The sequence below is a fragment of the Limnohabitans sp. 2KL-3 genome, from assembly GCF_001269405.1.
Taxonomy (GTDB): domain Bacteria; phylum Pseudomonadota; class Gammaproteobacteria; order Burkholderiales; family Burkholderiaceae_C; genus Limnohabitans_A.
On the sequence record NZ_CXON01000001.1, the window covers coordinates 432659 to 457074 of the forward strand.

Below are 24416 nucleotides of genomic sequence, written 5' to 3' on the forward strand. Positions count from 1 at the left end.
AAAGGATTCATCCGCGCCGCCAATCGTGGAACTTCTCCACCCAAGCCAACAACTTTTGCGGCGCGTGGGCCCGCTTCCATTCCCCGGCCGCGTATTTGTTGGCCTCGGCCATGGTCGGGTAGGTGTGGATGGTGCCCAAAATTTTATTGAGGCCCAGGCCATGCTTCATGGCCAGCACGTATTCGGCCATCAAGTCGCCCGCGTGTGAGCCCACGATGGTCACGCCCAAAATGCGGTCTTTGCCGGGCACGGTGAGCACTTTCACAAAGCCATGCGCCTCGCTGTCGGCAATCGCCCGGTCCAGGTCGTCGATGCCGTACTTCGTCACCTCGTACGCGATGCCTTGGGCTTGCGCCTCTTGTTCGTTCAGGCCCACACGCGCCACCTCGGGGTCGATGAAGGTGGCCCAGGGGATCACGCGGTAGTCGACCTTGAAGGACTTGAAGTCGCCAAACAGCGCATTCACCGCCGCATACCAAGCCTGGTGCGCGGCCGTGTGGGTGAACTGGTAGGGCCCGGCCACATCGCCTGCGGCGTAGATGTTGGGGTAGAGCGTTTGCAGATACTCGTTGGTGTCCACCGTGCGGTGCGTGGGCACGCCAATGTCTTCGAGGCCATAACCTTGCAGACGGGCCACACGGCCCACAGCGCAGACCAGAGCGTCAAACACGATCTCGACCTCTTGCCCCTGTGTGGAGGCCACCAAAATTTTGTCCTCACCCCGGCGCTCGCAGCGCAGCGCCTTGTGCCCGGTGAGCACCAACACGCCGTCGGCCTGCAGCGCGTCGCGTGCCAGCGCAGACACCTCTTCGTCCTCGCGCACCATGATGCGTTCGCCCATCTCGACCTGCGTGACCTGTGCACCCAAGCGGGCAAAACTTTGTGACAGCTCGCAACCAATCGGCCCGCCGCCCAGCACCACGATGCGCTTCGGAATGTCGTCGAGCTTGGCAAACTCGTCCCACAGCGTGTCGCTGGTGACGTAGCCCACGTCATCGAGGCCCGGCAAAGGCGGCACGATGGGGCGTGCGCCCGCCGCAATCACAATGCTCCGCGCTGTCAGGCGCTGCACCTGGCCGTCGTTCAAAGTCACTTCCACCGTCCACGGGTTCACCAGCTTGCCGTAGCCCTGCAGCACCTCCACGCCCAAGCCGGTGTAACGCTCCACACTGTCGTGCGGCTCGATGGCTTTGATCACATCGTGCACACGCTGCATCACCGCCTTGAAACTGAAGCTGGGCGCGGTGTCGCTCAGGCCGTACTGTGCGCCGTGGCGCATTTGGTGGGCCAGCTTGGCGCTCTTGATCAAGGCCTTGCTCGGCACGCAGCCGTAGTTCAGGCAGTCACCGCCCATCTTGTGCGCCTCGATCAAAGTGACTTTGGCTTTGACGGCGGCGGCAATGTAGGCCGACACCAAACCTGCCGCGCCACCGCCGATCACGATCAGGTTGCGGTCAAAAGTCTTGGGGCGCACGCTGGCCCAGCGGGCATAGACCTTGCGCTTTTGGACGGCCGCCACGATGCGGCGCGCCAACAAGGGAAAGATGCCCAGCAACACAAAGCTGCCCAACAGCGCCGGGCTCAGAATGCCCCGCACCGAGTCCAACTGCGCCAGTTGCGTGCCCGCATTCACATACACCGCCGTGCCCGCCAACATGCCCAGCTGGCTCACCCAGTAATAGGTCCAGGTCTTCATGCGCGTCAGACCCATGAGCAGATTGATCAAGAAAAACGGCACCACCGGGATCAGGCGCAAAGTGAACAGGTAAAACGCGCCCTCTTTGTCCACACCTGCATTGATGTCGGCCAAGCGCTGTCCAAAACGTGCCTCCACCCACTCGCGCAACACAAAACGCGAAGCCAGAAAAGCCAAGGTGGCGCCGAGCGTGGAAGCAAACGACACCAGCAGCAAACCTTGCCACAGGCCAAACACGGCCCCACCGCCCAAGGTGATGATGACCGCGCCCGGAATCGACAGCGCCGTGGCCAAGACGTACACCCCAAAGTAAACAGCGGCCACCATCACAGGCTGCTGTGCATAGAGCTGGTCAAAACTGGCTTGGCTGGCCTTGAGCTGCTCAAAGCTCAGATAACGCCCCAAGTCCAGCGCCACAAATGCACCGATGGCCAGCGCCAGCAAGAGCAACAAAACTATTTGACGAAGACGCATGAAGGGAAACTCCGGTGATGCTCATGGCCACAGTGAACCAAGAGCCATGAACGATAAACGCTGATGCTTTGTTATTCGGCTGAATGCCCTAAGAAGTTACAAGTTCGTCATCCAGATCGGACCCAGAGGCACAGGGCTTTGATGCACAGCGTTGCAGGCCTCGCTCCGCATCAGGACGCCAACTCGTATGCCGTGTTGCGCCCGCCACCCTCCAAGCGGCGCAATACGCCTCGCGCCAACAAGTCGTTGATATCGCGCAACGCTGTGTCGGGCGAGCATTGTCCGATGGCGGCCCACTTGGCGTTGGTCAACTTGCCGTCCATGCCATCGAGCACCCGGTTGAGCACCAGCGTCTGCCGTGCATTCATCGGCGTGTCTGCCCAGCGTTGCCAAAACTTCGCCTTGTCCAGCACGCCCACCAACAAACCATCAGCACCCTGCACCGCGCGCAGCAAGCAGGCCAAAAACCACTGCAGCCATGACGTCACGTCCATCGTGCCGCGCTGCGTGGCTTCGAGTTGTTCGTAATACTGTTTGCGCTCGCGCTGAATTTGCGCACTCAGGCTGTAAAACCGCTGTGCAGTGCCTTCTGCTCGGGCCAAGGCCATGTCGCCCACGGCTCGGCTGATGCGGCCATTGCCGTCGTCAAACGGGTGCAAGGTCACCAGCCACAAATGCGCCAACCCAGCGTGCACCAGCGCATCACCCAAAGGCCTGGCATTGAACCAATCCAAAAACGCGGCTATTTGTCCGGGCAAGGTATGGGCGGGCGGTGCCTCAAAGTGCACCTTTTCTCGGCCCACCGGGCCCGAGACCACTTGCATCGGCCCCGCTGCGTCGTTGCGCCAGGTGCCCACCTGAATCCGCACACGACCACTGAAGCCCGTGGGAAACAGCGCCGCGTGCCAGCCAAACAAGCGCTCTGCCGTCAGCGGCTGGGCGTGTTGCTGGGTGGCGTCCAATACCATGTCCACCACGCCATCCACATGGCGGTCTGCGGGCGCGAGCGCGCCAATGTCCACACCCAAGCGGCGAGCAATGGACGAGCGCACAGCCGCCAAGTTGAGCGTTTCGCCCTCAATGGCGCTGGTGGTGATGACCTCTTGCGTCAAAACCTGCAAAGTCGCCAGATCGCGCTGCGCCAGCCCCAAGTGCGCCATCCGCCCCACCAATTCACCTTGAGCACGGTGCAACTGTGCCAACGGCCCGGCCAGTGCAGTCGCGTCATATCGCCACTGCGGCCAGTCGGGGCGCTGCCAGAGGTAAGTGCGTTTGCGGGGAGGCTTGTTGGCGAACATGCGGTGATTATGCGCCTTATTCACCGCATATATTGCGGTGAATTATGCAGTGATTCACCGCACCAGATTGCATGATTGGTCTTAGCAGCGACTCCCCCGGCAATCTTTGGTTTGGATAAAGGGTGGATTTGAGAGTACGCAGGCGAGTTGAGCACACCAAGAATTTTGAAGTTGTTCTTAGTATTTGTTTTGTATAGTGTGACGTTTCGTGCCTGCTGTACTGGATGGTGCGGTAGGAGTGTTGTGAGGGGATTGCCTAAGTTTGGGCTATTACCTAGTGCGAAAGCTCGCTTGCAACGATTTCAATAAAAGATGTATCGAATCAGTTCGGATGTATCAACCGGGTTTTGCGGTCTACATCACGTTAGCCCTTGCAAAGAACCAACATGCCTATCCCGGAAAAAGACATAAAGAAGCTGTGGGGGCTCGCCGCTGGACGGTGCTCGCGCCCTGGATGCGAGCAGGAGTGCATCCGCTTTCTAGACGCCAACGATCCGACCGTCATAGGAGAGATGGCGCATGTCATTGCAAAGCAGCCCGGCGGCCCGCGTGGCCAAGCGGAAGGTGGCGCTGACTCCTATGAGAACTTGATACTGCTTTGCCCGACGCACCATACTGAAATCGACAAGGCACCTGAAGGCACTTTCACTGTAGAGCTGATTCACCAGTGGAAAGCAGCGCATGAAGATCGAGTCAGCAGGGCATTCCAGAGCCCACGACAACCTGACAAAAAGACTCTGGGCGTAACGATTGCCCGGCTTCTTATCACCAACAAGGCAACTTGGACCCAGTACGGACCAGATTCAGACGAAGCACAGAGGAATCCGCTAAGTAATTCTGCTCAGATCTGGGGACTGAGAAAACTCGACACAGTTGTTCCCAACAACCGAAAGATCATTGGTTTGATCCAGCAAAACCAAGATCTTGTCGATCTCGCCGACTATCCCGTGTGTGCAGCCTTCATTGAACATGCCGAAGGCTTCGAACGAAACTGCTACACGCGTACTGAAGGCGTTCCTCGCTTCCCACCAGCTTTTGAACAACTTGTGAATCGCTATGCCGGACTTTAATAACTGGGGTGTGTCCTTCTCGATCATCTCGTTCTTTGAGCGAGCCCTCGCTGGCCACGACAAGGTCCAAGGAGTGACAAGGACTCAGGACATCGTCTTCAGTATCGCGCTACACAACGGAACGACCCTGAAGACACTGCTCCTAGACGAGTACAGCCTCGGGCTAGCAGCCGTTCTTAAGGCCAAGTCAGAGTTCCCCGATGTTGAGTACATCGTCACAGGTGGCAACTGGAACGGCTACACCCCAGAGGCAAAGGAGTACGGGTGGAAAAACGGAATCGGGATCTTCAATACAGGCGAGTTCTTCGGCGCCCTGAATTGGACGGAACCCAAGAAGTACTACAAGAAGGATCACGAAGGCAATCCAACCTATGCGTATAAGAATCCCTGAGGGGTCAACGCTGTTTTTGTTTGGATCAATCCTAAAGTCTCAGGCGCCGAATGATCTCGACATCTTGGTGGTGTATGACCCTGAGTTCTGTCCACCGGAGCTTGCGTACACATATCATCGCTCCATGGTTGACGACTTGGCAGCCGTGTATGGGCTGCCGATCCACCCGACTTTCTTGACCCGATCAGAGCAACGCGCAACCGACTTCATTTTTCGCACGTCCGCAGTCCCTTATAGCGAGGCGCAGAGAGGGCTAACCCCTCGTTCAACCGGACCGCTACTGCAGGCACCCCAACCTGAAATACCCCCACACCACCCGCATCCCGGTGGTGATGCCGCATAGGGCCGCAAACCCATATGCCAGCACCGCAAAGTGTTCAGGCCAGATGCACATGGCGACAAACACGCCGATGGTCTCGGTGGCTTCGGTCAGGCCCCCTAAGAAGTAAAAGCTTTTGCCCGGCAAGGCAGTGTCCGTCAGGCCGCGTTTTTCGGCCAGTGCGGCGAACGCCAAAAAGCTGCTGCCGGTGCCGATGAAGCTGGCCAGCAGGGCTGCGGCGGGCAGGGCGTTGGTGCTGGGGTTGGCCACTGCAAAGGCCAAGGGAATGGCGGCATAGAACACGAAGTCGAGCGCGATGTCTAGGAAGCCGCCTGCGTCGGTGGGCTGGGTCAAGCGGGCCACGCTGCCGTCCAGGCCGTCGAGCAAGCGCGAGGCCAGCAGCAGCGCCAAGCCCCACCACCACGCTTGCAGCGCAATGGCCACGGCGGCGGCCATGCCGATGGCGAAGCCCAACCAAGTCAACGCGTCCGCGCTGATGCCTGCGCGAACCAAGCCGCGTGCGGCAGCGTTCAGCGCGGGGCGCAAGAGGATTTGGGCGTGGCGGTCAAACATGGGCTGGACCTTCTTCGGTGGCGCGCAAGTGCACCACGCGCTGCGGGTCGGCCACGTCTTGTTCGTCGTGCGTGACCACCACCACCGGGATGCGCCGCTCGCGCACATGCGCAAACACCCACGGGCGCAGCTGGGCGCGCAAGGCGGCATCGAGTTTGGAAAACGGCTCGTCGAGCAGCAGCGCTTGCGGCTCGGCCAACAAAGCGCGCATGAGCGCCACGCGCGCACGTTGCCCGCCCGACAGCGTGGACGGGTCGCGTTCGCCCATACCGCTCAGCTCAGCTTCTTGCAGCGCTTGCTGCACACACGCCTGGCGCTGTGCAAGCGGCAAGGCGCGGGGGACCGCAAACAGCAGGTTTTCGGCCACCGTCATGTGGGCAAACAGCAAAGCATCTTGAAACACCAAGCCGACACCGCGCAGGTGCGTGGGCAAGGCGGTGAGGTCACGGCCGTTCAGCTGCACGCGGCCGTCAAACTGCAAAGGCTGCAAACCTTCGGAGACGCTGGCCAGCGTGCCCGCCGTGGCGGCCAGCACCGAGCTTTTGCCGCAACCACTCGGCCCCATGAGCGTGAGGATCTCGCCTGCGGGCACATGAAGGTGCAGGTCTTGCACCAAGGTCTGCGCCGCAGTGCCCAAGCGTTCGATGTCGATCAGAAGTCCCGCGTTCATGTGTTGTCTTTCATCGACCCGATCTTCTCAAATTGGCGTGGCCTGCCCAAGTAAGCGGCCAAAGCAAAGGCCAACACGGGCAAGAGCATCTGCAAAGCGGCATAAGCGCTCATGAGCGAGCGCTGCGCGCCAGACGCCAGCGTCACGGCCTCTGTGGTCACCGTGGCAAAGCGCCCTGCCCCCACATACAAGGTGGGCAAATACTGCGCCACACTGACCGCAAAACCCACCGCCCAAGCCGAGGCTATGGCGCGTTTGAGCAGCGGCCATTTGATGCGCAGCAAATCAGTCCATCGGCCCTGACCCAAGCTGGCCACCACAGCCGATTGGCGCGGATCGACCGCCAAATAGGCGGGCTCCAAGGCCAACAGCACATACGGTAGCACCATGACCGCATGCGCAAAAAGCAGGCCCAGCCACTGCCCTTCCAGTCGCCACTGCAGCGCCACGCTGTAGAGGCCCACCACCCACAGCACCGAAGGCAACACCAGCGGCAGCAACCACCATGGGCGCGAAGCCTGTTGCCAGCGGCGCGGTGTCAGCTCCAGCCAGGCCACCGACCAAACCAGGCACACACTGGCCGAGGCCACACCCAGGCACAGCGTGGTCCACAAGGTGCGCGCGCTGTTGAACACTTGTTGCCAGGCGTTGAGCGTGAACAGCTCGGGCCACACTTGAGGGAAAGGCCACACGCCCGAGACACTGCCCACGGTCAGGGCGAACCAGACGGCGGCGTAGGTGGTGAGGATGGTGGTCCACATGGCATTCGGCCGCAGGGGCAGCCTCCTACAAAAATGCAGAATCCCTGTCGGGGTATTCTGTGGGAGCCAGCCCTCCCGATCCGTCGTCTGACTCTGTGGGAGCGAGCCCCTGCTCGCGAATTTGCGCATGGCAGCGACCACTCGCAACGCCATCACAGTGAGCACGCCCGCCAGAAGCAGCGTGCCCGTCAGCCACCCCGCCGCTGCCGCGCCTTGCGCCTGCATGGCCGCATCGGCATCACCCAGCCATTGCCAGGCCAGCACCGCCAAAGTGGGTGGCGTCGCAGGGCCAATGATGAGTGCCATGTCCACCACCGTGAGGCCATAGGCCAACACCGCCAGCAGCGGCCAGCGCAAGCGCGGTGCCAGCTGCGGCCAGACCACTTGGGCAAAAGCTTGTGTGGGCGTGTGGCCCAAAGTTTGGGCCAGTGCAAATTCAGCCTGCCATCGTCGGCGCAGGTCTTCGCGTTGCAGTTGCGTGGCCGCCACCCACAGCAAAAACGGCACTTCTTTGAGCCACAGCGCCAAAATCAATCCCAAGCCCCACGGGTCTTGTGTGGTCAACCAAGGCGGCGGTGCGTCAAACCCCGTGAAGCCCGGCGACACCAAGCGCAAAGCCCAGCCGCTGGGCGAAAGCCACAACACCAAGCCAATGGCCATGGCCGCGTGCGGCGTGGCCAGCAAGGTGGGCACATGGGTGAGCCAGCGGGCCAATTGCTGCCGAATGAAACCATGGGCCAACAAACGCGCCACGGTCCACCACACCAGCACCGTGGAGGCCAGCCCGGTCCACAGCGTCATGCCCCAAGCATGCAGCGTTTGCGGATCGGCCCACAAGGCCTGCCAAGCGCTGACATCCAGCGCTTGCGAAGCGGCCGCCCACAGCGCCCAGCCCATGGGCAGTGCAGCGATCAAGGCCAGCAAAAAGGTGGGCAAGAAGCTCACACGCCGTAACGGCGGGTCCACTCTTTTTCGAGTGCATCAACCCAAGAGGCGTGCGGCTCGGGCAGCACGGGGGCCGTCACGGCGACTTGCCCGGGACGTGAGGCCGATTGAAAACGCGCACGCTCAGCCGCAGGCAAGCGGGCCACGTCCAGCACCGTCGGGTCGCCCCAAACGTCGATGTCGGCCTTGCGCGCTTGCGCGGCGGGCGACAACAAAAAATTGGCGACCAGCTGCGCACCCGCTTTGCTGGGCGCGTTGTACGGAATGGCCACAAAGTGGGTGTTGCCAATCGTGCCCTTGGCGAACTGCCAGCTCTGCACCGTGGCGGGCAGGCGTTTGGCGGCGATCTCGTTGGCCGCTTCATTGGGGTTGAACGTCAAGGCCATCACCATTTCACCATCGGCCATCATCTGGCGCACGGCCGCCGAGTTTTGCGGGAACTGTTTGCCACCGCGCCACAAATGCGGGTGCAACGTATCCAAAAAGCGCCACAGCGGCGCGGCTTGCGCCGCCAAAGCCGCAGGCGTCACGGGCTGGGCCAACGCTTTCACGTCCGGCGCGTGTTCGATCAAGGCCTGCTTGACGAAGGTGGTGCCATGAAAGTTGGGCGGGCGTGGGTAGGTGATGCGCCCAGGTTGGCTGCGGGCCAAGGCCAGCAACTCGGCCATGTTTTGTGGTGGTTTAGGCAGACGCTGGGCATCGGCAAAAAACGTGAGCTGGGCCATGCCCCACGGCGATTCGAGACCATCGGTGGGCACCGAAAAATCGACCAGCGTGGTTGGCTTGCCCACGGTGTCTACCCACTGGAAATTCGGCAAGGCTTGTGCGAAGGGCGCAGACAACAAACCACCCTGCTTCATGGCGGCAAAGTTCTCGCCGTTGATCCAGACCAGGTCCACCGTGCCCTCGGTGTCTTTGCGGCCAGCTTGCTTTTCGGCGCGAATGCGTTTGACCACATCGGCCGCATCGCTGATCTTGACGTGCTGCAGCTTCACGCCAAAGTCGCGCTGCAACTCAGCCGCTGCCCATTGCAAGTAGGCATTGATGCGTTCGCTGCCAGCCCAAGCGTTGAAGTACACCGTTTGGCCACGGGCAGCGCGTTCTGTGTCAGTCCATGCTGCTGATGATGTTGTCGCAGCCCGGGCCCACCAAGGAGTAAAGGCCATGGCACAGGCCAGGGTCAATGCCTGACGACGACCCGTGTAGATCGATGCATGCGGGTAAGAAATGTCTGTCGGTTGAATGGCCGTGTTCATGGAAAAAGGGTAGATCTGAAAATGTTGTCAGCAGCGTGGACTTTAGCCGAGACCTGTCTCCATCAAACACATTCACAGTCACCACAAGGTCTTTCGAAATAGCGTTCGAAGCCACCCGTCAAAACAGGGACACCACCTTCAACCAGCCCTCTGGCAAAAGGGGCAAGATCTGCGCTTCCAGCCACTTGTCGGCCCCAGAAGCCACCGCCAAACCGCTCGCAAAAATGACTGCCCCCAGCAGCTTTTTGGCCCACTCCCCCTGGCTTGTCACGCGTTGTCGCACAGCGTCAAAAAACGGACGGGAAACATAGGCGGCCGCCACCAGGGGCGTGGCTGCGCCCAGTCCGAAAAAGCCCAACACCACCGAACCGGACCCGGCACCTGACTCACTGGCCGCCATGATCAGAGCAGAAGCCAACAACGGTCCGGAACAAGGACTCCATACCAAACCCATCAAGGCCCCAAGCAGGAATGCACCGCTGAGGCTCTCGCTGCGCAAACGTGCTGCCCATGCGTTGGCTTTGCTGGCCACAGGCGTCATCCACTGGGTGAAGCGTTCGCTTGAAGACGGCAACCACACCAGCGCGCCCAACAACATCAACACCACAGCACCCACGATGCGGACATGCCCGCTGTCGATCCCCAGCATCGGACCCAGGGCACCCAACACCACGCCTAGCACCGAAAACGACATCGCCATGCCTGCACCCATGGCCACGGGCCCAAAACGGTGACTTGAGGCCACGCCACCCAGAACCATGGGCAGCAAAGGAAAAACACACGGCGACAGGATGCTCAAGTTGCCTGCCAGCCAGCTCAAGCCCCAGTGTGAAAGCGGCAAGTTCATCGAACCACCCTGCCTCACTGCGCCGACAGCAAAGCCTGCTTCAAGGCCTGCGGATCGGTCAACCCGCCAGACCGGTGCCTCTCTAGATGACCTTTGTAGACAATCAGGGTGGACTGGGCATGGACATGGACATGGACATGGAGTTTTTGCATGATCTTGCGTGACTTGTCGTAGTCCACCACCAGCAAAGTTCCAGGCACACTGGCGTCACCCTTGAAGCTGTGAAACACTTTTTCCTGCATCAGGCAGGTGGCGCACCATTTCGCATAAAAGGACAAGGACACCGCCTCGCCTGCCTTTTGTCTTTTGTGAAGGCCCTCCGGCGTATAAGCCTCCATGTCCATGGCCATGGACGACGCCCCGGCCCCTTGAAGGCACAGGGCCAGCACCCCATGCACACAAAACTTTGTCATGACCACTCTCCTTGATCAGGCCCTGCCAAGGCTCAGGGTGAATGGACTTTCGAACAGACTCTGTTCGGTGGTTCACACTGACGCTTCCCAGGCCGTATGCAGCGGGCCGTGGGCATCCTGGTTCATGCCACAGCGCCAGAACCGTAGCGGCCGTGCAGCAACTGCCCCGTTCTGAAGCGCTCCAGGGCATACGGGGCCAAGGGCACATCGGTGGGCAGGCCCAGGGCTTGCTGGGCCAGCACCCGGCCCACGGCGGGTGAGAGCTTGAAGCCGTGGCCCGAAAAACCAAAACCCACCACCAGACCCGGGACCTCGTTCACACCGCCGAGCACCGGGTTCCAATCAGGGGTCACGTCGTACACCCCGGTCCATGACGAGGCCAGACCCGCTTCGGCAAACGAGGGAAAGCGGTCTGCCACCTGCTCGCCCAAGTGCGCCACATCGTCCATGGAGATATCGCCTTGCGTGTTGTCTGGGCCGCTCAGGCTTTCTCCGGCCGTGCCCTCGCTCACCAGCATCTGCCGCCCGCCATAGCTGCGGCAATACAGCATGCCGGGCGAGCCCAGGTCTTTGTAGACCGGCATGGCATAGGTGTAGGCCTCGGGGCCTTCGAGCGACATGACCTTGTGCCGCTCGGGCGTCAATGGCACCTGAATGCCCGTCCATGTGGCCAATTCATGCGCCCAGATGTTTTGTGTGCTGATGACCACGGGCGCATGGAACACACCGCTGGCCGTTTCCACGCCACTGACGCGGCCTTGCTGCAGCAGCAAACGCGTGGCGCTTTCGCCTTCCATGAACTTGACCCCGCGCCTGCGGGCGGCGCGCGCGTAGCTGGTGGCCACCAGATACGCATCGGCAAAGCCCGCATCGGGCTCAAAGCCGATCAAGGCGGCATCGTCAAAACGGCAGATGGGCAAGCGTTCGCTGGCCTCTTGGGGGCTGAGCCTGCTGAGCGCAATGCCTCGCGCCTCTTGTGCGGCCAGGGCCTCGCGCAAGGGGGCCAACTTGGGGCCTTCGGGCGAGGCGATCAAATAACCGCAACGCACCAGGCCTGCACTGGCGTCTTCGTCTTGCAGGTGTTCGGCAAAGTTTTCAAACACCGACCAGGACTGCTGCGCCAGCGCCATGTTTTCCACCACCGAATAGTGGGTGCGCAAAATGCCGCTGGACTGTGAGGTGGTGCCCGCGCCAATCTGATCGCGCTCGAGCACCAGCACACGTTGAGCCCCCAAGGCCGCCAGGTTGTAGGCCACCGAGGTGCCGATCACGCCCGCCCCGATCACGATTGCATCCCATGAACTCACATCGCACTCCTGTTGTGGAACACCAGCCTAAGGCGCATGGCCGATTCGTGCATCAGTTTTGCATTGGCTGATCATCAGCATCAGCCTTGGCGCTGATGGCTTCAGCGGTCTTCGTTCACGCTGAGCAAGTTGGCGGGGAGGTTCAGCGCACTCCCCCATTCGCGCTGCAATTCACGCACCGCCACCCGCACCATGGCCGCAATGTCCTGGGCCAGGGGGCCCAATTCGTCGGGCCGGTACACCATGTAGAAAGTGCGCTGCAGGGGCGGATAAGCCTGGCCCTGATGCCGCAAGGCTGTGAGGGGCACACACTTCAGGTGCATGGCGTGGTAGCGCGATTGCCACAGGCACAAAGGGGTTGTGAGGGCGATGCCCAAATCTTCACGCACCAAGCTCAGCAAAGGGTCGGTGGCGTCAAATTCAAACACCTGCTCGATGTCGGGGTCGTGGCGGGCCAGGTAGGCATCCACCAGCGCCCCCATTTTGGAGCGGGTGCTGTAATGCATGAAGGGCCGCAGACCACTGAGCTGGTGCAAAGACGCCAGAGGCGGCACCTTGAAGTGCGAGGGCACGGCCAACAAAAACTGTTCTGAAAACAAGGCCAGACATTCACGCCCGGCGGCGGGTTTGGGGTCGTCGGTCGTGATCAGCACGTCCAACTGGTGGTTGTCAAACTGCTCAGCCAGTCCCGGGTTGATGCCCGACACCAGACGCAACCGCTGCACGCGCCCAGCCAGGCCCCGCACCATTTGTGGGCCAATCGTGGCGGCAAAGGAGTCCACACAGCCGAGCCGCAACAAGCTCCTTTTGCTGCGGCTCAGGGCGCGCACCGTCTCGGTCATGTGGCTGGCCCGCGAGAGCAGGTCACGCGCTTGCTCGTACAGACGCTGCCCCGAAGCCGTGGGGTGGGCTGGCCGTGTGGCCCGGTCCAGCAGTGAGGCGCCCAGCGACTCCTCCAGTTGACGAACATGTTGAGACACGCCCGCCTGGGAAATGCCAAGCCGCTGCGCCGCCGCCGACACGGAGCCGGTTTCCACCAAAGCCACCCAGCTGCCCAGCTGTTCCCAGGAGGGGGGGACCACTTTGTCTGAAGCACGTTTTTTCATCGTAAGCTTGCGCGGCAGGGCCGGTCTGTATTGGTTTTTCTGATGCTCAGCATCAGAATTGGCGAAGGCTTGGCCTGCCCAGGCTTTACAGCCCACACTGTACGACTGCGAAGCGTTGGATGCCTGTTGCAAAAGGCCTTTGCTGACATTTTGACCGAACCCCCTCTTCACAAAGGAAAACCGATGAAACTCAATCGCCGACTGGTCTTGACACTGGTGGCCTCTGCAGCCGTTCTCTCGGGGGCCGCCATGGCCCAACAACGCGTGTTTTTCGGCATCGCCACGGGCGGCACGGGTGGCACGTATTACCCCTTGGGCGGCATGCTGGCCCAACTGATTTCCAACAAGGCCACGGTCGACGGCAGGAAAATCACCGCCACCGCTGAAGCCGCAGGCGCTTCGGTGGGCAACGCCAAACTGCTGGGCACCAAGGACATCGAGTCGGCCTTTGTGGCGGCCGACATTCTGGATGCGGCCTACAACGGCAAAGCCCAGTTTGCCAATGCGCCCCTGAAGAATCTGCGTGCCCTGGGTGCGCTGTACCCCGAGACCGTGCAGCTGATCACCCGCGCCGACTCGGGCATCAACGGCGTCAAGGACCTCAAGGGCAAAAGCATTTCCTCGGGTGCGCCCGGCTCCGGTCAGTACCAGTTGGTGACCGACCTGCTCAAAGTGCACGGCATGGCCCGCACCGATGTGAAAGAAGACAGCTCCTCCTTCACCCAAGCGGTGGACAAGATCAAGGACGGCAACTTGCACGCCACCTTGATCACGGGCGGTGTGCCCGTGGCGGCGGTGACCGACTTTGCACAAAGCCACGCCCTGAAGATCATCCCGCTGTCGGGCCCCGAAGTGGCCACCTTGCTCAAGGAGCAGCCTTACTACACCCAGGTGCAGCTGCCCGCCAACAGCTACAAAGGCCAGACTGCCGCCGTGCCCACGCTGGCGGTGATGGCCATTTGGGCCACACACGATGGTGTGCCCGAGAACGTGGCCTACGAAGTGACCAAGGCCTTGTATGAGAACACCACCATCATGGGCCAGGTGCATGTGCAGGGCAAAAACATCAACCTGAACACCGCCACCGCCGTGGCCAGCGTGCCCCTGCACCCCGGTGCCTTGCGTTACTTCAAGGAAAAAGGCATCGCCAAGTGACAGACCCCAAGCGCCTCGCCCTGGTGGCGTGGGCGCTGGTGGCCTGCGCATGGGCAGCACCTGGGGCTGCGCTCGCTTGCGAGCTGGTGCTGACCGAACACCGCAGCGGCCTGGCGCTGACCCGCTTGCCCCTGAACCCGGCGCAACCCGCTGCCGATGTGGCCTTCACCCACTCGGTGCTGGGCACCCCCGTGCTGGACCGCTATGTCTGGCGGCACAGCGCACAGGGCTGGCGAGCGCACTTGGTCGAAGAACGCTTTGAAGGTGAAGGCTACGGCCTGCCATCGGCGGCCGGGCCGGGCGAGCGCCTGCTGCGCCATGGCGCGGGCTGGCGTTTGCTGCTGGACCGGGTGGTCGATCCTTTGGTGGTTTTGCCTTTGCCCGCCCAGTCGATGCGTGTGGTGCTGGCCGATGGACGCGAAGTTTTACTGGGCCAGCTGAGCCCCAAATCAATTGAAATGCGGGCTGAAAATTGCCCTTTGCCATGATGGACAACCCATGAGTACCAGCCAAGAAGAAATTGATCGCCTGATCGAGCAGTTTGACCCCGAATCGAGTTTCCGCCGCTTGGCCGGCTGGAGTGCCAAAGTCGTGATGGTCTTGTGCGCAGGTCTGTCGGCCTGGCACTTTTACACCGCCGGTTTTGGCCTGCACAACGAAATCGCGCACCGCGCCATCCACTTGTCGGTGGTGCTGGGGTTGTGCTTTCTGGTGTTTCCGCGTCAAAAACGATTGCCCGGCCATTGGGAGTGGACCGTGTCCATCGGGCTGGTGGGCTTTTACCTGTTCATGGGCTGGAGTTTGCTCGGCAAAATCTCCGACCCCATCCCCGACGCCATGCGCTACACCTTCCTGGCGGTGCTGGTGGCCTTGGCTGGTTTGTCCTTGCCGTTCAAACATTTCGATGGCAGCCACAGCCACATTCCGTGGCGCGACTGGGTGTTTGCGGCGCTGGCTTCAGGCTTTTCGCTCTACCTCTTGGTGTTTTTTCAGCACATCTACATTGAGCGCCCCGGCCAGCACACGCCTCTGGACCTGATGATGGGCGTGATCGCCATTGCCATGGTGATCGAGGCCACGCGGCGCACCATGGGCATCTTCTTGCCGCTGCTGGCGATTGCGGCGATTTTTTACGGCTTGCTGGGGCCTTATCTGCCGGGCGGTTTGTCGCACCGGGGTTACAGCCTGTCGCGCATCGTGGCCCATTTGTACAAAGGCACGGAAGGCATTTACGGCATCCCGGTGGGCGTGGTCGCCACCTTTGTTTTTCACTTTGTGCTGTTTGGCATCATGGCCCAACTGACCGGGTTGGGGCAGTTGTTTGTGAACCTGGCCACCATTGCGGCGGGGCGTTTTTCCGGCGGGCCGGCCAAGGTCAGTGTGGTGTCTTCGGGCCTGTTCGGCATGATCTCTGGCTCGGCCATTGCCAACACCGTGACCACCGGCGTCATGACGATTCCGCTGATGAAAAAAGTTGGCTTTTCGCCGCGCTTTGCAGGGGCGGTGGAGGCCTCGGCTTCTTGCGGTGGCCAGATCACCCCGCCCATCATGGGCGCTGCGGCGTTCATCATGGCCGAGACCTTGGGCATTCCGTACAACACCTTGATCTTGGTGGCGATTGTTCCGGCCCTGCTGCATTACTTTGCCATCTTGTTCATGGTGCACCTGGAAGCCAAGCGATTGAAGCTGCAGGGCATGGACCCGAAAGACATTCCCTCGCTCAGCTGGGTGCTCAAAAGTTCATGGCACCTGTTCATTCCGCTCGTGGTCATGGTCACGCTGTTGTTGATGCAGTTCACGCCTTTCTTGGCCGCCTTTTGGGGCATCACCCTGACCGTGGCCTGCTCGTGGATTCCCCGTTTGATGGGGCCGTTGGGCAAAAACATGACGGGCATGGCCGTGGGGCCGCAAGCACTGGTGCAGGGCTTCGAGATGGGCGCCAAAGCCGCCCTGGGCATTGGCGCAGCGTGTGCCTGCGTGGGCTTTGTGCTGGGCATCACCACGCTGACCGGCATGGGCTTCAAGTTCTCGGCCTGGGTGATCGATGTGTCGGGGCTGGCCGCGCAAATGTTCATGGTGCTGGACGTGTTCAACTGGCTTGATCTCAAGCAAGTGACCATTTTGTTTGGCCTGCTGTTCACCGCAGCCGCTTGCATCATCATGGGTTCGGGCGTGCCTACCACGCCCACTTACATCATCCTGGCCGCCATCGTTGCCCCGGCGCTGGCAGGCCTGGGGGTGCCGCAACTGGCGACACACTTCTTTGTCTTTTACTACGGTGTGCTGGCCGATGTGACACCGCCTGTGGCCTTGGCCGCGTTTGCCGCGGCGGGCATTGCCCGCAGCGAGCCCATGCGCACGGGCATGACGGCTTTCAGGCTGTCCATGGGCAAGGCGCTGGTGCCCTTTGCTTTTGTCTACACGCCCGCTTTGCTGTTCATCGACTTCACATGGCCTTCTTTCTTGCTTGCCACGGCTTGCGCCATCGTTGCCGTGATGGGTTTGGGGGCGGCCTACACCGGCTTTGTGGCGCGCCCCATTGGCAAACCCTTTTTCTGGCTGCTCAATGCGCTGTCCTTGTCGCTGGTGTTTGCCAACCCGGTGGCGGCAGCGGTGGCCATTCCTGGGGTGCTGCTGATCTTGCTGTGGCACAGCCGCCCCTTGCCGCAAACGGCCTGATGCCATGGCCATCCATTTGTTTGAACGCGCCCAACTGCACGCCAGCACCTGGAAAAACGGCGGCGGCGTGACGCGCGAAATCGCGTGCCACCCGCCCAGCGCCAACATGCAGGACTTCGACTGGCGCATCAGCATTGCGCACATTGCCCGCGACGGTGATTTTTCAGTGTTCGCAGGGGTGGACCGGGTCATCACCTTGCTCGAAGGCGGCGGCGTGCATTTGAGCAGCGCCGACGGCAGCGTCTTGCATGCGCTGGACACGCCTTTGCAGCCCTTTGCCTTTTCAGGCGATGCCGCTGTCCATGGGCGCTTGCTGAACGGGGACTGCCACGACTTCAATGTGATGACGCGCCGTGGTGTGTGCCAGGCCGAGGTGCGCGTGTTGCGTCGTCGAGAGACTTTGCTGCCCGCCCCGGCCGGTTTGCTGATGGCCATTCAGGGCGCATGGCAGGTGCAGACCTCTGACACCGACAGGGCAGAGGTCCAGCCCCGCGCCATTGCACCGCAAACAGGGCTTTGGTGGCAGGGCGACACGCAGGGCTGGTCATGCCAATGCACCGACTCAGATCCGCTAGCGGCCCTGCTGGCCGTTCGTTTCACCCCCACCCCACACTGAAACACCACGATGCACCACCAGCTGTTTGCCGAACACGCCTTGTTGCCCGGGGGCTGGGCCCGCGATGTCTTGCTGCAATGGAACGCCCAAGGTCAATGGCAGGCCATGGAGGCAGGGCAGGCCACTCCCCCCCAAGTGCCACGCGCCGCAGGGCCGGTGCTGCCGGGCATGCCCAATTTGCACTCGCATGCTTTTCAACGGGCCTTGGCCGGGCTGACCGAGTACCGCAGCCACGCGCAAGACAGCTTCTGGAGCTGGCGACAGCTCATGTACCGATTTGCCGCCCAACTCGGCCCCGCGCAGCTGGAGGCCATTGCCACGGGCCTGTATGTCGAGATGCTGGAGGCGGGTTTCACCAGCGTTTGCGAATTTCAGTACCTGCACCACGACGCCCACGGACAGGCTTATGCCGACCCGGCCGAGATGTCGCTCAGCCTGCTGCGCGCCGCCCAGCGCACGGGCATCGGCATGACACTGCTGCCCGTGCTCTACCAAAACAGCGGCTTTGGCGGGGGGGCACCCACCGCGGGACAAAGCCGATTCATCCACAGTACCGAGGCCATGCTGCGCCTGCTTGAACGCTTGCAGCCCGCTTGCGATGCGCAATCGACCCGGCTGGGGCTGGCGCCGCACTCCTTGCGGGCGGTGACGCCCGAGAGCCTGCGCGAGGTGCTCACGGGGCTGAAGGCGCTGGACGCCAGCGCACCCATCCACATCCACATTGCCGAACAAACGGCCGAGGTCGACGCTTGTGTGGCCTGGTCAGGACAGCGCCCGGTGGCCTGGCTGCTGGACCATGCGCCCGTGGATGCCAGCTGGTGCCTGGTGCACGCCACGCACATGGACGCAAACGAATACCAGCGGGCTGCTGCCTCGGGTGCCGTGGCCGGTCTGTGCCCCAGCACCGAGGCCAATCTGGGCGACGGCATTTTTGAATTCAAGACCTGGCAAAACCACCAAGGCGCTTGGGGCATTGGCTCGGACAGCCACATTGCGGTGAACCCGGCCGAAGACCTGATGCTGCTCGAATACAGCCAACGCCTGTCTTTGCGGCAACGCAATGTGGCGGCCCACGCGCAGCAACCGGACGTGGCCCAGGCCCTGTGGCAAGGGGCGGTGGCCGGTGGCGCGCAAGCGGCGGCTCGGCCCGTGGCCGGGCTGGCGGTGGGGCAGCAGGCCGACTTCATCGTGCTCGATGCCCAACACCCGGCCTTGGCGGGCTTGTCTCCAGACCAGATGCTGGCCAGCCATGTGTTTGCCAGCAGTCGGCAAAGTGCCGTGGCACAGGTCTGGTGTGGTGGTCAGTTGCTGGTGCAACACGGCCGACACGCCTTGCACGACGAGGCCATGGCGGGGCTGGTGCAAGCGCGCCGCGACCTGCTGCAAGCCTGATGGCGGCTTGTGTTTGATCCGGCCGATGATGTTTCAAGAACGCTTTGTGTGGGGGCGGGAATCCCACAGGAATTGTGGGAGCGACGCCCTCGTCGCGATAAGCCTTGTGGACCACCAAGATTCGCCCCGGGGGCGGGGCTCCTACAAAATGCAGGGCATCTCCCTTGTAGGAGCGACGCCCCCGTCGCGATAAGCCTCGCAGACCACCACCCCATCGCCCCGGGGGCGGGGCTCCTACAAAAAGCAGGGCATCTCCCTTGTAGGAGCGACGCCCCCGTCGCGATAAGCCTCGCAGACCACCACCCCATCGCCCCGGGGGCGGGGCTCCTACAAAAAGCAGGGCATCTCCCTTGTAGGAGCGACGCCCCCGTCGCGATAAGCCTCGCAGACCACCACCCCATCGCCCCGAGGGCGGGGCTCCTACAAAATGCGGGGCATCTCCCTTGTAGGAGCGACGCCCTCGTCGCGATAAGCCTCGCACACCCCCAAGCATCGCCCCGAGGGCGGGGCTCCTACAAAATGCGGGGCATCTCCCTTGTAGGAGCGACGCCCCCGTCGCGATAAGCCTCACACACCCCCAAGCATCGCCCCGAGGGCGGGGCTCCTACAAAATGCGGGGCATCTCTCCTGTAGGAGCGACGCCCCCGTCGCGATAAGCCTTGCAGACCACCACCCCATCGCCCCGGGGGCGGGGCTCCTACAAAATGCAGGGCATCTCCCTTGTAGGAGCGACGCCCCCGTCGCGATAAGCCTTGCAGACCACCACCCCATCGCCCCGGGGGCGGGGCTCCTACAAAATGCAGGGCATCTCCCTTGTAGGAGCGACGCCCCCGTCGCGATAAGCCTTGCAGACCACCAAGCATCGCCCCGAGGGCGGGGCTCCTACAAAATGCGGGGCATCTCCCTTGCAGGAGCGACGCCCCCGTCGCGAAAAGTCTCGCAAACTACCCACAATCGCCCCGAGGGCGGGGCTCCTACAGGGATTGCTGTGCCAACACTTCAAACATCGCAGTAGCGGCTTGTTAGACCTCACGAGCCAGTGGCAAATTGAGCAGGAGGTTTTGCGGTTTGAGTTTGAGCAGACCCTGCTCGTTCATGGCCAGGCCCAAATAAACGGGCTTGCCCTGCACATCGGCACGCATGTCTTGCGGGTTGTCAAAGCGCAGTTTGAACAGGCTGATGAGTTGCTGTTGGCGCTGGGTTGACAGCTCGGTGCCTTGGTACAGGTCATTGAGCAAAGCGGTCGAGGTCACGTCCAGTCCCACATGCCAGCGCCAGGCCGAATCGTCCACCTTTTGCAAGGGCTCGATGCTGACCGCCACGCCCAGGAAGTGTTGCACCCAACGCGCCAGCACCACCGACAAGGCCTTAAGGCCTGAGCGGGCGTTGACCATGCTCAGAATCAAACCGTGCGGCAATTGGTTTTGCAGTTCATGCGTCATGTCGAGCAAAAAGGCGTAGCGGCCCAAGCCCTCGCGCTGCGCAAAATAGCGCTCGGCATTGTCCGTGTGCAGCACCTTCACATCGACCGCCTTGAGCGTGGCACCGCCCTCCATCAACAAACGCCCCATCTCGCCCAAACCGCCTGTGGCTTTGAGACTGTCCAAAGTCTCGCTGTCGCCCGACAACACGCGGCCACCTTCGACGGTGATGCGCTGGCGGCGGAACAGCAGCTCGGCCGCACGCCAGACCCAAGCGTCCTCCACATCGTCCAGCACATTGCACACGATGGCTTGCACCACCAGATCGATGAAGAGCGGGGGCAGCTGAATATGGCCGCTGTGCTGCCAAGCCATGTAAGCCGATTCCAGCGAACCCGCAGCTTGCACGTCGTCCCGAAAACGCAAGAACAGTTGGTAGTTTTCCCGCGCATCGTCGTCCTTGAATGCACTCAATTGCGCGGGCGCGACCTGCACCAAGGGGTTGTCCAACAAGGCCTTGTGCAAACGCTTTTCAGCTTGACACGATTCGGGCACCAGCGCCAGCTCGGGACGCTGCAACCACAAACGCCAATAGTCGGGCGTCGCGCTCATCCAGCCGCGCGTGTCGCGCCTCAGGTGTTGGTGACCGCAAGCGGTCCAGAAGTTGTGCATGGCTTACCTTTTGTTTGACCTTCGCGCTCCCCTGTGGCGATGGTGATGGCGATTGTGCTTGACAGGTCGTTGGCTTTTGGATGACGCCCTCACAATCCAACGCCCATCGCCCCGAGGGCGGGGCTCCTACAGGGATTGTGGGAGCGATGCCCTCGTCGCGATCAAGCCTTGCAGACCACCACCCCATCGCCCCGGGGGCGGGGCTCCTACAGGGATTTTGGGAGCGACGCCCTCGTCGCGATAAGCCTCGCTGACCACCACCGCATCGCCCCGGGGGCGGGGCTCCTACAGGGATTGCGGGAGCGACGCCCTCGTCGCGATAAGCCTCGCTGACCACCACCCCATCGCCCCGAGGGCGGGGCTCCTACAGGGATTGTGGGAGCGACGCCCTCGTCGCGATAAGCCTTGCAGACCACCAGCCATCGCCCCGGGGGCGGGGCTCCTACAGGGATTGCGGGAGCGACGCCCTCGTCGCGATGAAGCCTCGCAGACCACCACCGCATCGCCCCGGGGGCGGGGCTCCTACAGGGATTGTGGGAGCGACGCCCTCGTCGCGATGAAGCCTCGCAGACCACCACCGCATCGCCCCGGGGGCGGGGCTCCCACAGGGATTGTGGGAGCGACACCCTCGTCGCGATAAGCCTCGCAGACCACCACCCCATCGCCCCGGGGGCGGGGCTCCTACAGGGATTGTGGGAGCGACGCCCTCGTCGCGATCAAGCCTCGCAGACCACCACCCCATCGCCCCGGGGGCGGGGCTCCTACAGGGATTGTGGGAGCGACGCCCTCGTCGCGATAAGCCTTGCAGACCACCACCCCATCGCCCCGGGGGCGGGGCTCCTACAGGGATTGTGGGAGCGACGCCCTCGTCGCGATAAGCCTCGCAGATCACCACCCCATCGCCCCGGGGGCGGGGCTCCTGCCAATGGACATCTCACCTGCAAATGGGACGGTTCAATCGACCCAAACCACTCGGTTGCTCAGCTCGTTGGGGTTCACGTCATCGGGCTGCAGGGGAAAGTGTTCGACCAGCAGCGCCGAGACTTCTTGCAGCGCCTGTGTCAGGCCACTTTCAAAGTCGCCGCTTTGCAAGTGCTGGCCCAAAGCTTGGACCACCGATTGCCAGTGTTCATCCGCCACATGACGGCTGATGCCACGGTCCACCACGATTTCGACGCAGCGCTCAGCCAAAAGCAGATAGATCAACACGCCGTTGTTGTGTTCGGTGTCCCAAACGCGCAATTGACCAAACCAAAAAAGTGCCCGCTCACGAATCACCACAGGCAAGGGGGCTTCGCGCCCCGCCCGCCACAGGTCCTTGTTGGGCAAGGCAGCTTCGACGCACACCACAATTTCACCACTGTGCCTCGCTTCGCTCGCACTCACCCGGGCCTGCAGTTGCTCGGCCATGGCCGGTGGTACCGCCCGCTCGGCGGCACGCTCGGGCATCCAGCGGTGTCGCCACCAACGCGCCCCATGGGTCATCAGCGATTCGTGCATGTCACCATCTCCCGGAGGCACCACCGCCCCCAAAATCACCACCACCGCCCGACGAAAACCCACCGCCGCCCGAACCACCCCAAGTGCCTGAGTGGCCACGCCCGCCACCCCAGCCGGATAAGTCACCACCACGCCCCTGGCTGCGGCGCACAGCCGCGCTGGGCAGTGCCTGCATGAACAGCGCCAACATCAAGCCCAACAAGGCGGCGATGCCTCCCAGCCAAAGCAGACCCGTCACGCTCCAAACCAAAACGCCCACCACGCCACCAGTGGCCAATGCGCCCACTCGCTGGCCCAACACCCGGCGCAACACGCCCGCCACGGCAGGCAAGGCCACCAGCAACAAAACCGCCAAGTTCAGCCAATCCACCTCGTCGCCTTCGCTGCGTTGGGCTCGTTGAGCACCCGTGCCAGGCAAGGGCAAAGCCTCGCCCTCAATGCGGGCCTGCAGGTGCGTCAATCCTTCACGCAAGCCTGCCGCCACATCCCCTCGACGAAAAGCGGGCGTGATCACCTGGTCAATGATGCGTTGGGCCGCCAAGTCGGGCACCGCGCCTTCGAGTGCCTTGGCCGGGGCAATGCGCAAGCGGCGGTCATTGAGCGCCACCACCAGCAACACACCGTCGCCCACCTGGCGGCGACCGATTTTCCAGGCATCGCCCAAGCGCTGGGTGAAGTCGCTGATGTCTTCAGGCGCAGTGCTGGGCAGCAGCAGCACGACGATCTGGGTGCCGCGTTGCTGCTCAAAGGTTTGGAGTTGCTGCTCAAGGGCGGCCACATCGGCAACGGCCAACGTGCCGGTCTGGTCCATCACGCGAGCGGTGAGGGCTGGCACAGGCACCAGCGCCTGCGCCCACGCGGGCGACAAGCACATGGCGGCCCAAACCACGGCACACAGCCACAGCCTTGTCAGACCCTTGCTCAAGCCCCAACGAGCACGACCACCCATGGGCATGGGGAACATCACAGGGGGCAAGCTCACTTGCCGAAATCCACTTTGGGCGGCGCACTGATGGCCGCTTCATTGGCCACCGCGAAATTGGCCTTGGGCGCGTAGCCGAACACTTTGGCCGTCAAGTTGGTCGGAAAGCTGCGGGCCAAGACGTTGTAATCCTTGACGGCGGCAATGTAGCGGTTGCGCGCCACCGTGATGCGGTTTTCAGTGCCTTCGAGCTGCACACGCAAATCCGCAAAACCCTGGTTGGCCTTGAGGTTGGGGTATTGCTCGGACACCACCATCAAACGCGACAGGGCGCTGGACAGTTGGCCCTGCATGGCCTGAAACTGCTGCATCGCCTGCGGATTGGTCAGCACCTCGGGAGTGATCTGAAAACTGGTGGCCTTGGCGCGTGCCTCAATCACCTTGGTCAGCGTTTCCTGCTCAAAATTGGCCTCGCCTTTGACCGTGGCCACGATGTTGGGCACCAAATCGGCGCGGCGCTGGTATTGGTTGAGCACTTCGGACCATGCCGAAGTGGTCTGCTCATCCAGACGCTGAAAATCGTTGTAACCACAACCGGTCAAGGCTGACGTCACCACAAACATGGCCAGCCAAGCCCTGACGCGGTTGGCACGGGTTGAAAATGGTTGCATAAGACATCTCTCCAAGCTTGACTAAAACGAAAAGCTTAACGCATGAACGCCCCATCACCGAAACCCTGCTCTCTGGAGATAAGGGTTGTTTTGTGAGGCTTTTCCTGCCTGCATTTTGTAGGAGCCCTGCTCTCGGGGTGATTCTTGGGGGTTTGCGGGGGTGATCGCGACGGGGGCGTCGCTCCTACAAGCAACCCTGCATTTTGTAGGAGCCCTGCCCTCGGGGCGATTCTTGGGGGTTTGCGAGGCTTTATCGCGACGG

Annotated in this window: 21 protein-coding genes; 7 read left to right on the forward strand and 14 right to left on the reverse strand. The window is 62.1% G+C overall.

The window, feature by feature from the left end; translation table 11 throughout:
* Window positions 1-7: 7 nt before the first annotated feature.
* Together AMM41_RS02115 and AMM41_RS02120 are read right to left on the reverse strand one after the other, a co-directional pair.
* Window positions 8-2170 carry an FAD-dependent oxidoreductase gene (locus tag AMM41_RS02115; RefSeq protein WP_089952446.1) on the reverse strand — a complete coding sequence of 721 codons (2163 nt, stop codon included), beginning with the start codon at window positions 2168-2170 and terminating at the stop codon, window positions 8-10.
* A 170-nt stretch (window positions 2171-2340) separates the two neighbouring features.
* Window positions 2341-3468 (reverse strand): Fic family protein, encoded by a 1128-nt coding sequence (locus AMM41_RS02120; RefSeq protein WP_089952448.1) that lies wholly within the window; start codon window positions 3466-3468, stop codon window positions 2341-2343.
* 386 nt (window positions 3469-3854) lie between these two features.
* Here AMM41_RS02120 and AMM41_RS02125 point away from each other — a divergent pair, with 386 nt between their 5' ends.
* Both AMM41_RS02125 and AMM41_RS02130 read left to right on the forward strand, forming a co-directional pair.
* Window positions 3855-4538: an HNH endonuclease signature motif containing protein gene (locus tag AMM41_RS02125; RefSeq protein ID WP_228769050.1), complete on the forward strand. Its 684-nt coding sequence runs from the start codon at window positions 3855-3857 to the stop codon at window positions 4536-4538.
* A complete protein-coding gene (locus AMM41_RS02130) occupies window positions 4525-4929 on the forward strand; it encodes a hypothetical protein (RefSeq protein WP_089952450.1) in 405 nt (134 codons plus the stop codon). Before AMM41_RS02125 ends, AMM41_RS02130 begins: the two co-directional genes overlap by 14 nt.
* 277 nt (window positions 4930-5206) lie before the next feature.
* Here AMM41_RS02130 and AMM41_RS02135 read toward each other — a convergent pair whose 3' ends face one another.
* The 8 genes from AMM41_RS02135 to AMM41_RS02170 form a co-directional block, all read right to left on the reverse strand.
* Window positions 5207-5821: a CDP-alcohol phosphatidyltransferase family protein gene (locus AMM41_RS02135; RefSeq protein WP_089952452.1), complete on the reverse strand. Its 615-nt coding sequence runs from the start codon at window positions 5819-5821 to the stop codon at window positions 5207-5209.
* Window positions 5814-6491 carry an ATP-binding cassette domain-containing protein gene (locus tag AMM41_RS02140; RefSeq protein WP_089952455.1) on the reverse strand — a complete coding sequence of 226 codons (678 nt, stop codon included), beginning with the start codon at window positions 6489-6491 and terminating at the stop codon, window positions 5814-5816. The genes AMM41_RS02135 and AMM41_RS02140 overlap by 8 nt, the downstream gene beginning before the upstream one ends.
* Window positions 6488-8218, reverse strand: a complete 1731-nt coding sequence (locus tag AMM41_RS02145; RefSeq protein ID WP_228769051.1) for an ABC transporter permease — start codon at window positions 8216-8218, stop codon at window positions 6488-6490. Before AMM41_RS02145 ends, AMM41_RS02140 begins: the two co-directional genes overlap by 4 nt.
* Window positions 8194-9453 carry an ABC transporter substrate-binding protein gene (locus AMM41_RS02150; RefSeq protein WP_089952457.1) on the reverse strand — a complete coding sequence of 420 codons (1260 nt, stop codon included), beginning with the start codon at window positions 9451-9453 and terminating at the stop codon, window positions 8194-8196. Before AMM41_RS02150 ends, AMM41_RS02145 begins: the two co-directional genes overlap by 25 nt.
* Window positions 9454-9571: 118 nt before the next feature.
* Window positions 9572-10300, reverse strand: coding sequence for a cytochrome c biogenesis CcdA family protein (locus AMM41_RS02155; protein ID WP_089952459.1), 729 nt, complete (start codon window positions 10298-10300; stop codon window positions 9572-9574).
* A 14-nt stretch (window positions 10301-10314) separates the two neighbouring features.
* Complete coding sequence (locus AMM41_RS02160) at window positions 10315-10713, reverse strand: thioredoxin family protein (protein WP_089952461.1); 399 nt, start codon at window positions 10711-10713, stop codon at window positions 10315-10317.
* Between the two features lie 122 nt (window positions 10714-10835).
* A complete protein-coding gene (locus AMM41_RS02165; RefSeq protein WP_089952463.1) occupies window positions 10836-12020 on the reverse strand; it encodes an NAD(P)/FAD-dependent oxidoreductase in 1185 nt (394 codons plus the stop codon).
* Window positions 12021-12121: 101 nt separating this feature from the next.
* Window positions 12122-13126, reverse strand: coding sequence for a LysR family transcriptional regulator (locus AMM41_RS02170; RefSeq protein ID WP_089952653.1), 1005 nt, complete (start codon window positions 13124-13126; stop codon window positions 12122-12124).
* A gap of 183 nt (window positions 13127-13309) precedes the next feature.
* On the opposite strand from AMM41_RS02170, the gene AMM41_RS02175 reads away from it, so the two are divergent.
* From AMM41_RS02175 to AMM41_RS02195, 5 genes are read left to right on the forward strand one after another with little or no spacing between them, the layout of a single operon-like run.
* On the forward strand, window positions 13310-14281 hold the full coding sequence (locus AMM41_RS02175) for a TAXI family TRAP transporter solute-binding subunit (RefSeq protein WP_089952466.1): 972 nt from the start codon (window positions 13310-13312) through the stop codon (window positions 14279-14281).
* Window positions 14278-14769, forward strand: a complete 492-nt coding sequence (locus AMM41_RS02180; RefSeq protein WP_089952468.1) for a DUF1850 domain-containing protein — start codon at window positions 14278-14280, stop codon at window positions 14767-14769. Before AMM41_RS02175 ends, AMM41_RS02180 begins: the two co-directional genes overlap by 4 nt.
* A 10-nt stretch (window positions 14770-14779) precedes the next feature.
* Window positions 14780-16960 carry a TRAP transporter permease gene (locus AMM41_RS02185; protein WP_089952471.1) on the forward strand — a complete coding sequence of 727 codons (2181 nt, stop codon included), beginning with the start codon at window positions 14780-14782 and terminating at the stop codon, window positions 16958-16960.
* A 4-nt stretch (window positions 16961-16964) separates the two neighbouring features.
* On the forward strand, window positions 16965-17576 hold the full coding sequence (locus tag AMM41_RS02190; protein WP_089952473.1) for a HutD/Ves family protein: 612 nt from the start codon (window positions 16965-16967) through the stop codon (window positions 17574-17576).
* A gap of 9 nt (window positions 17577-17585) precedes the next feature.
* The gene (locus AMM41_RS02195; protein ID WP_089952475.1) at window positions 17586-18968 is read left to right on the forward strand and encodes a formimidoylglutamate deiminase; all 1383 of its coding nucleotides are present in this window, start codon (window positions 17586-17588) and stop codon (window positions 18966-18968) included.
* Window positions 18969-19990: 1022 nt separating this feature from the next.
* Here the strand turns inward: AMM41_RS02195 and AMM41_RS02200 are convergent.
* The 4 genes from AMM41_RS02200 to AMM41_RS02215 all read right to left on the reverse strand — a co-directional run bounded on the left by AMM41_RS02200 (window position 19991) and on the right by AMM41_RS02215 (window position 24106).
* Window positions 19991-21061 (reverse strand): DUF6352 family protein, encoded by a 1071-nt coding sequence (locus tag AMM41_RS02200; protein ID WP_089952478.1) that lies wholly within the window; start codon window positions 21059-21061, stop codon window positions 19991-19993.
* 954 nt (window positions 21062-22015) lie between these two features.
* Window positions 22016-22561, reverse strand: a complete 546-nt coding sequence (locus AMM41_RS02205; protein ID WP_089952482.1) for a TPM domain-containing protein — start codon at window positions 22559-22561, stop codon at window positions 22016-22018.
* A 1-nt stretch (window position 22562) separates the two neighbouring features.
* The gene (locus AMM41_RS02210) at window positions 22563-23543 is read right to left on the reverse strand and encodes a TPM domain-containing protein (RefSeq protein ID WP_228769052.1); all 981 of its coding nucleotides are present in this window, start codon (window positions 23541-23543) and stop codon (window positions 22563-22565) included.
* Entirely contained in the window at window positions 23540-24106 is a 567-nt protein-coding gene (locus tag AMM41_RS02215) for a LemA family protein (RefSeq protein WP_089952657.1), read from the reverse strand. Before AMM41_RS02215 ends, AMM41_RS02210 begins: the two co-directional genes overlap by 4 nt.
* Between the last annotated feature and the right edge of the window lie 310 nt (window positions 24107-24416).

What these genes read in the sequence shown, in the direction of transcription:
- AMM41_RS02135 (WP_089952452.1), bottom strand. Translation starts at nt 5,821, where the DNA reads ATGTTTGACCGCCACGCCCAAATCCTCTTGCGCCCCGCGCTGAACGCT.
- AMM41_RS02140 (WP_089952455.1), bottom strand. Translation starts at nt 6,491, where the DNA reads ATGAACGCGGGACTTCTGATCGACATCGAACGCTTGGGCACTGCGGCG.
- AMM41_RS02190 (WP_089952473.1), top strand. Translation starts at nt 16,965, where the DNA reads ATGGCCATCCATTTGTTTGAACGCGCCCAACTGCACGCCAGCACCTGG.
- AMM41_RS02195 (WP_089952475.1), top strand. Translation starts at nt 17,586, where the DNA reads ATGCACCACCAGCTGTTTGCCGAACACGCCTTGTTGCCCGGGGGCTGG.
- AMM41_RS02155 (WP_089952459.1), bottom strand. Translation starts at nt 10,300, where the DNA reads ATGAACTTGCCGCTTTCACACTGGGGCTTGAGCTGGCTGGCAGGCAAC.
- AMM41_RS02130 (WP_089952450.1), top strand. Translation starts at nt 4,525, where the DNA reads ATGCCGGACTTTAATAACTGGGGTGTGTCCTTCTCGATCATCTCGTTC.
- AMM41_RS02175 (WP_089952466.1), top strand. Translation starts at nt 13,310, where the DNA reads ATGAAACTCAATCGCCGACTGGTCTTGACACTGGTGGCCTCTGCAGCC.
- AMM41_RS02170 (WP_089952653.1), bottom strand. Translation starts at nt 13,126, where the DNA reads ATGAAAAAACGTGCTTCAGACAAAGTGGTCCCCCCCTCCTGGGAACAG.
- AMM41_RS02125 (WP_228769050.1), top strand. Translation starts at nt 3,855, where the DNA reads ATGCCTATCCCGGAAAAAGACATAAAGAAGCTGTGGGGGCTCGCCGCT.
- AMM41_RS02185 (WP_089952471.1), top strand. Translation starts at nt 14,780, where the DNA reads ATGAGTACCAGCCAAGAAGAAATTGATCGCCTGATCGAGCAGTTTGAC.
- AMM41_RS02120 (WP_089952448.1), bottom strand. Translation starts at nt 3,468, where the DNA reads ATGTTCGCCAACAAGCCTCCCCGCAAACGCACTTACCTCTGGCAGCGC.
- AMM41_RS02205 (WP_089952482.1), bottom strand. Translation starts at nt 22,561, where the DNA reads ATGCACGAATCGCTGATGACCCATGGGGCGCGTTGGTGGCGACACCGC.
- AMM41_RS02200 (WP_089952478.1), bottom strand. Translation starts at nt 21,061, where the DNA reads ATGCACAACTTCTGGACCGCTTGCGGTCACCAACACCTGAGGCGCGAC.
- AMM41_RS02215 (WP_089952657.1), bottom strand. Translation starts at nt 24,106, where the DNA reads ATGTTTGTGGTGACGTCAGCCTTGACCGGTTGTGGTTACAACGATTTT.
- AMM41_RS02160 (WP_089952461.1), bottom strand. Translation starts at nt 10,713, where the DNA reads ATGACAAAGTTTTGTGTGCATGGGGTGCTGGCCCTGTGCCTTCAAGGG.
- AMM41_RS02150 (WP_089952457.1), bottom strand. Translation starts at nt 9,453, where the DNA reads ATGAACACGGCCATTCAACCGACAGACATTTCTTACCCGCATGCATCG.
- AMM41_RS02115 (WP_089952446.1), bottom strand. Translation starts at nt 2,170, where the DNA reads ATGCGTCTTCGTCAAATAGTTTTGTTGCTCTTGCTGGCGCTGGCCATC.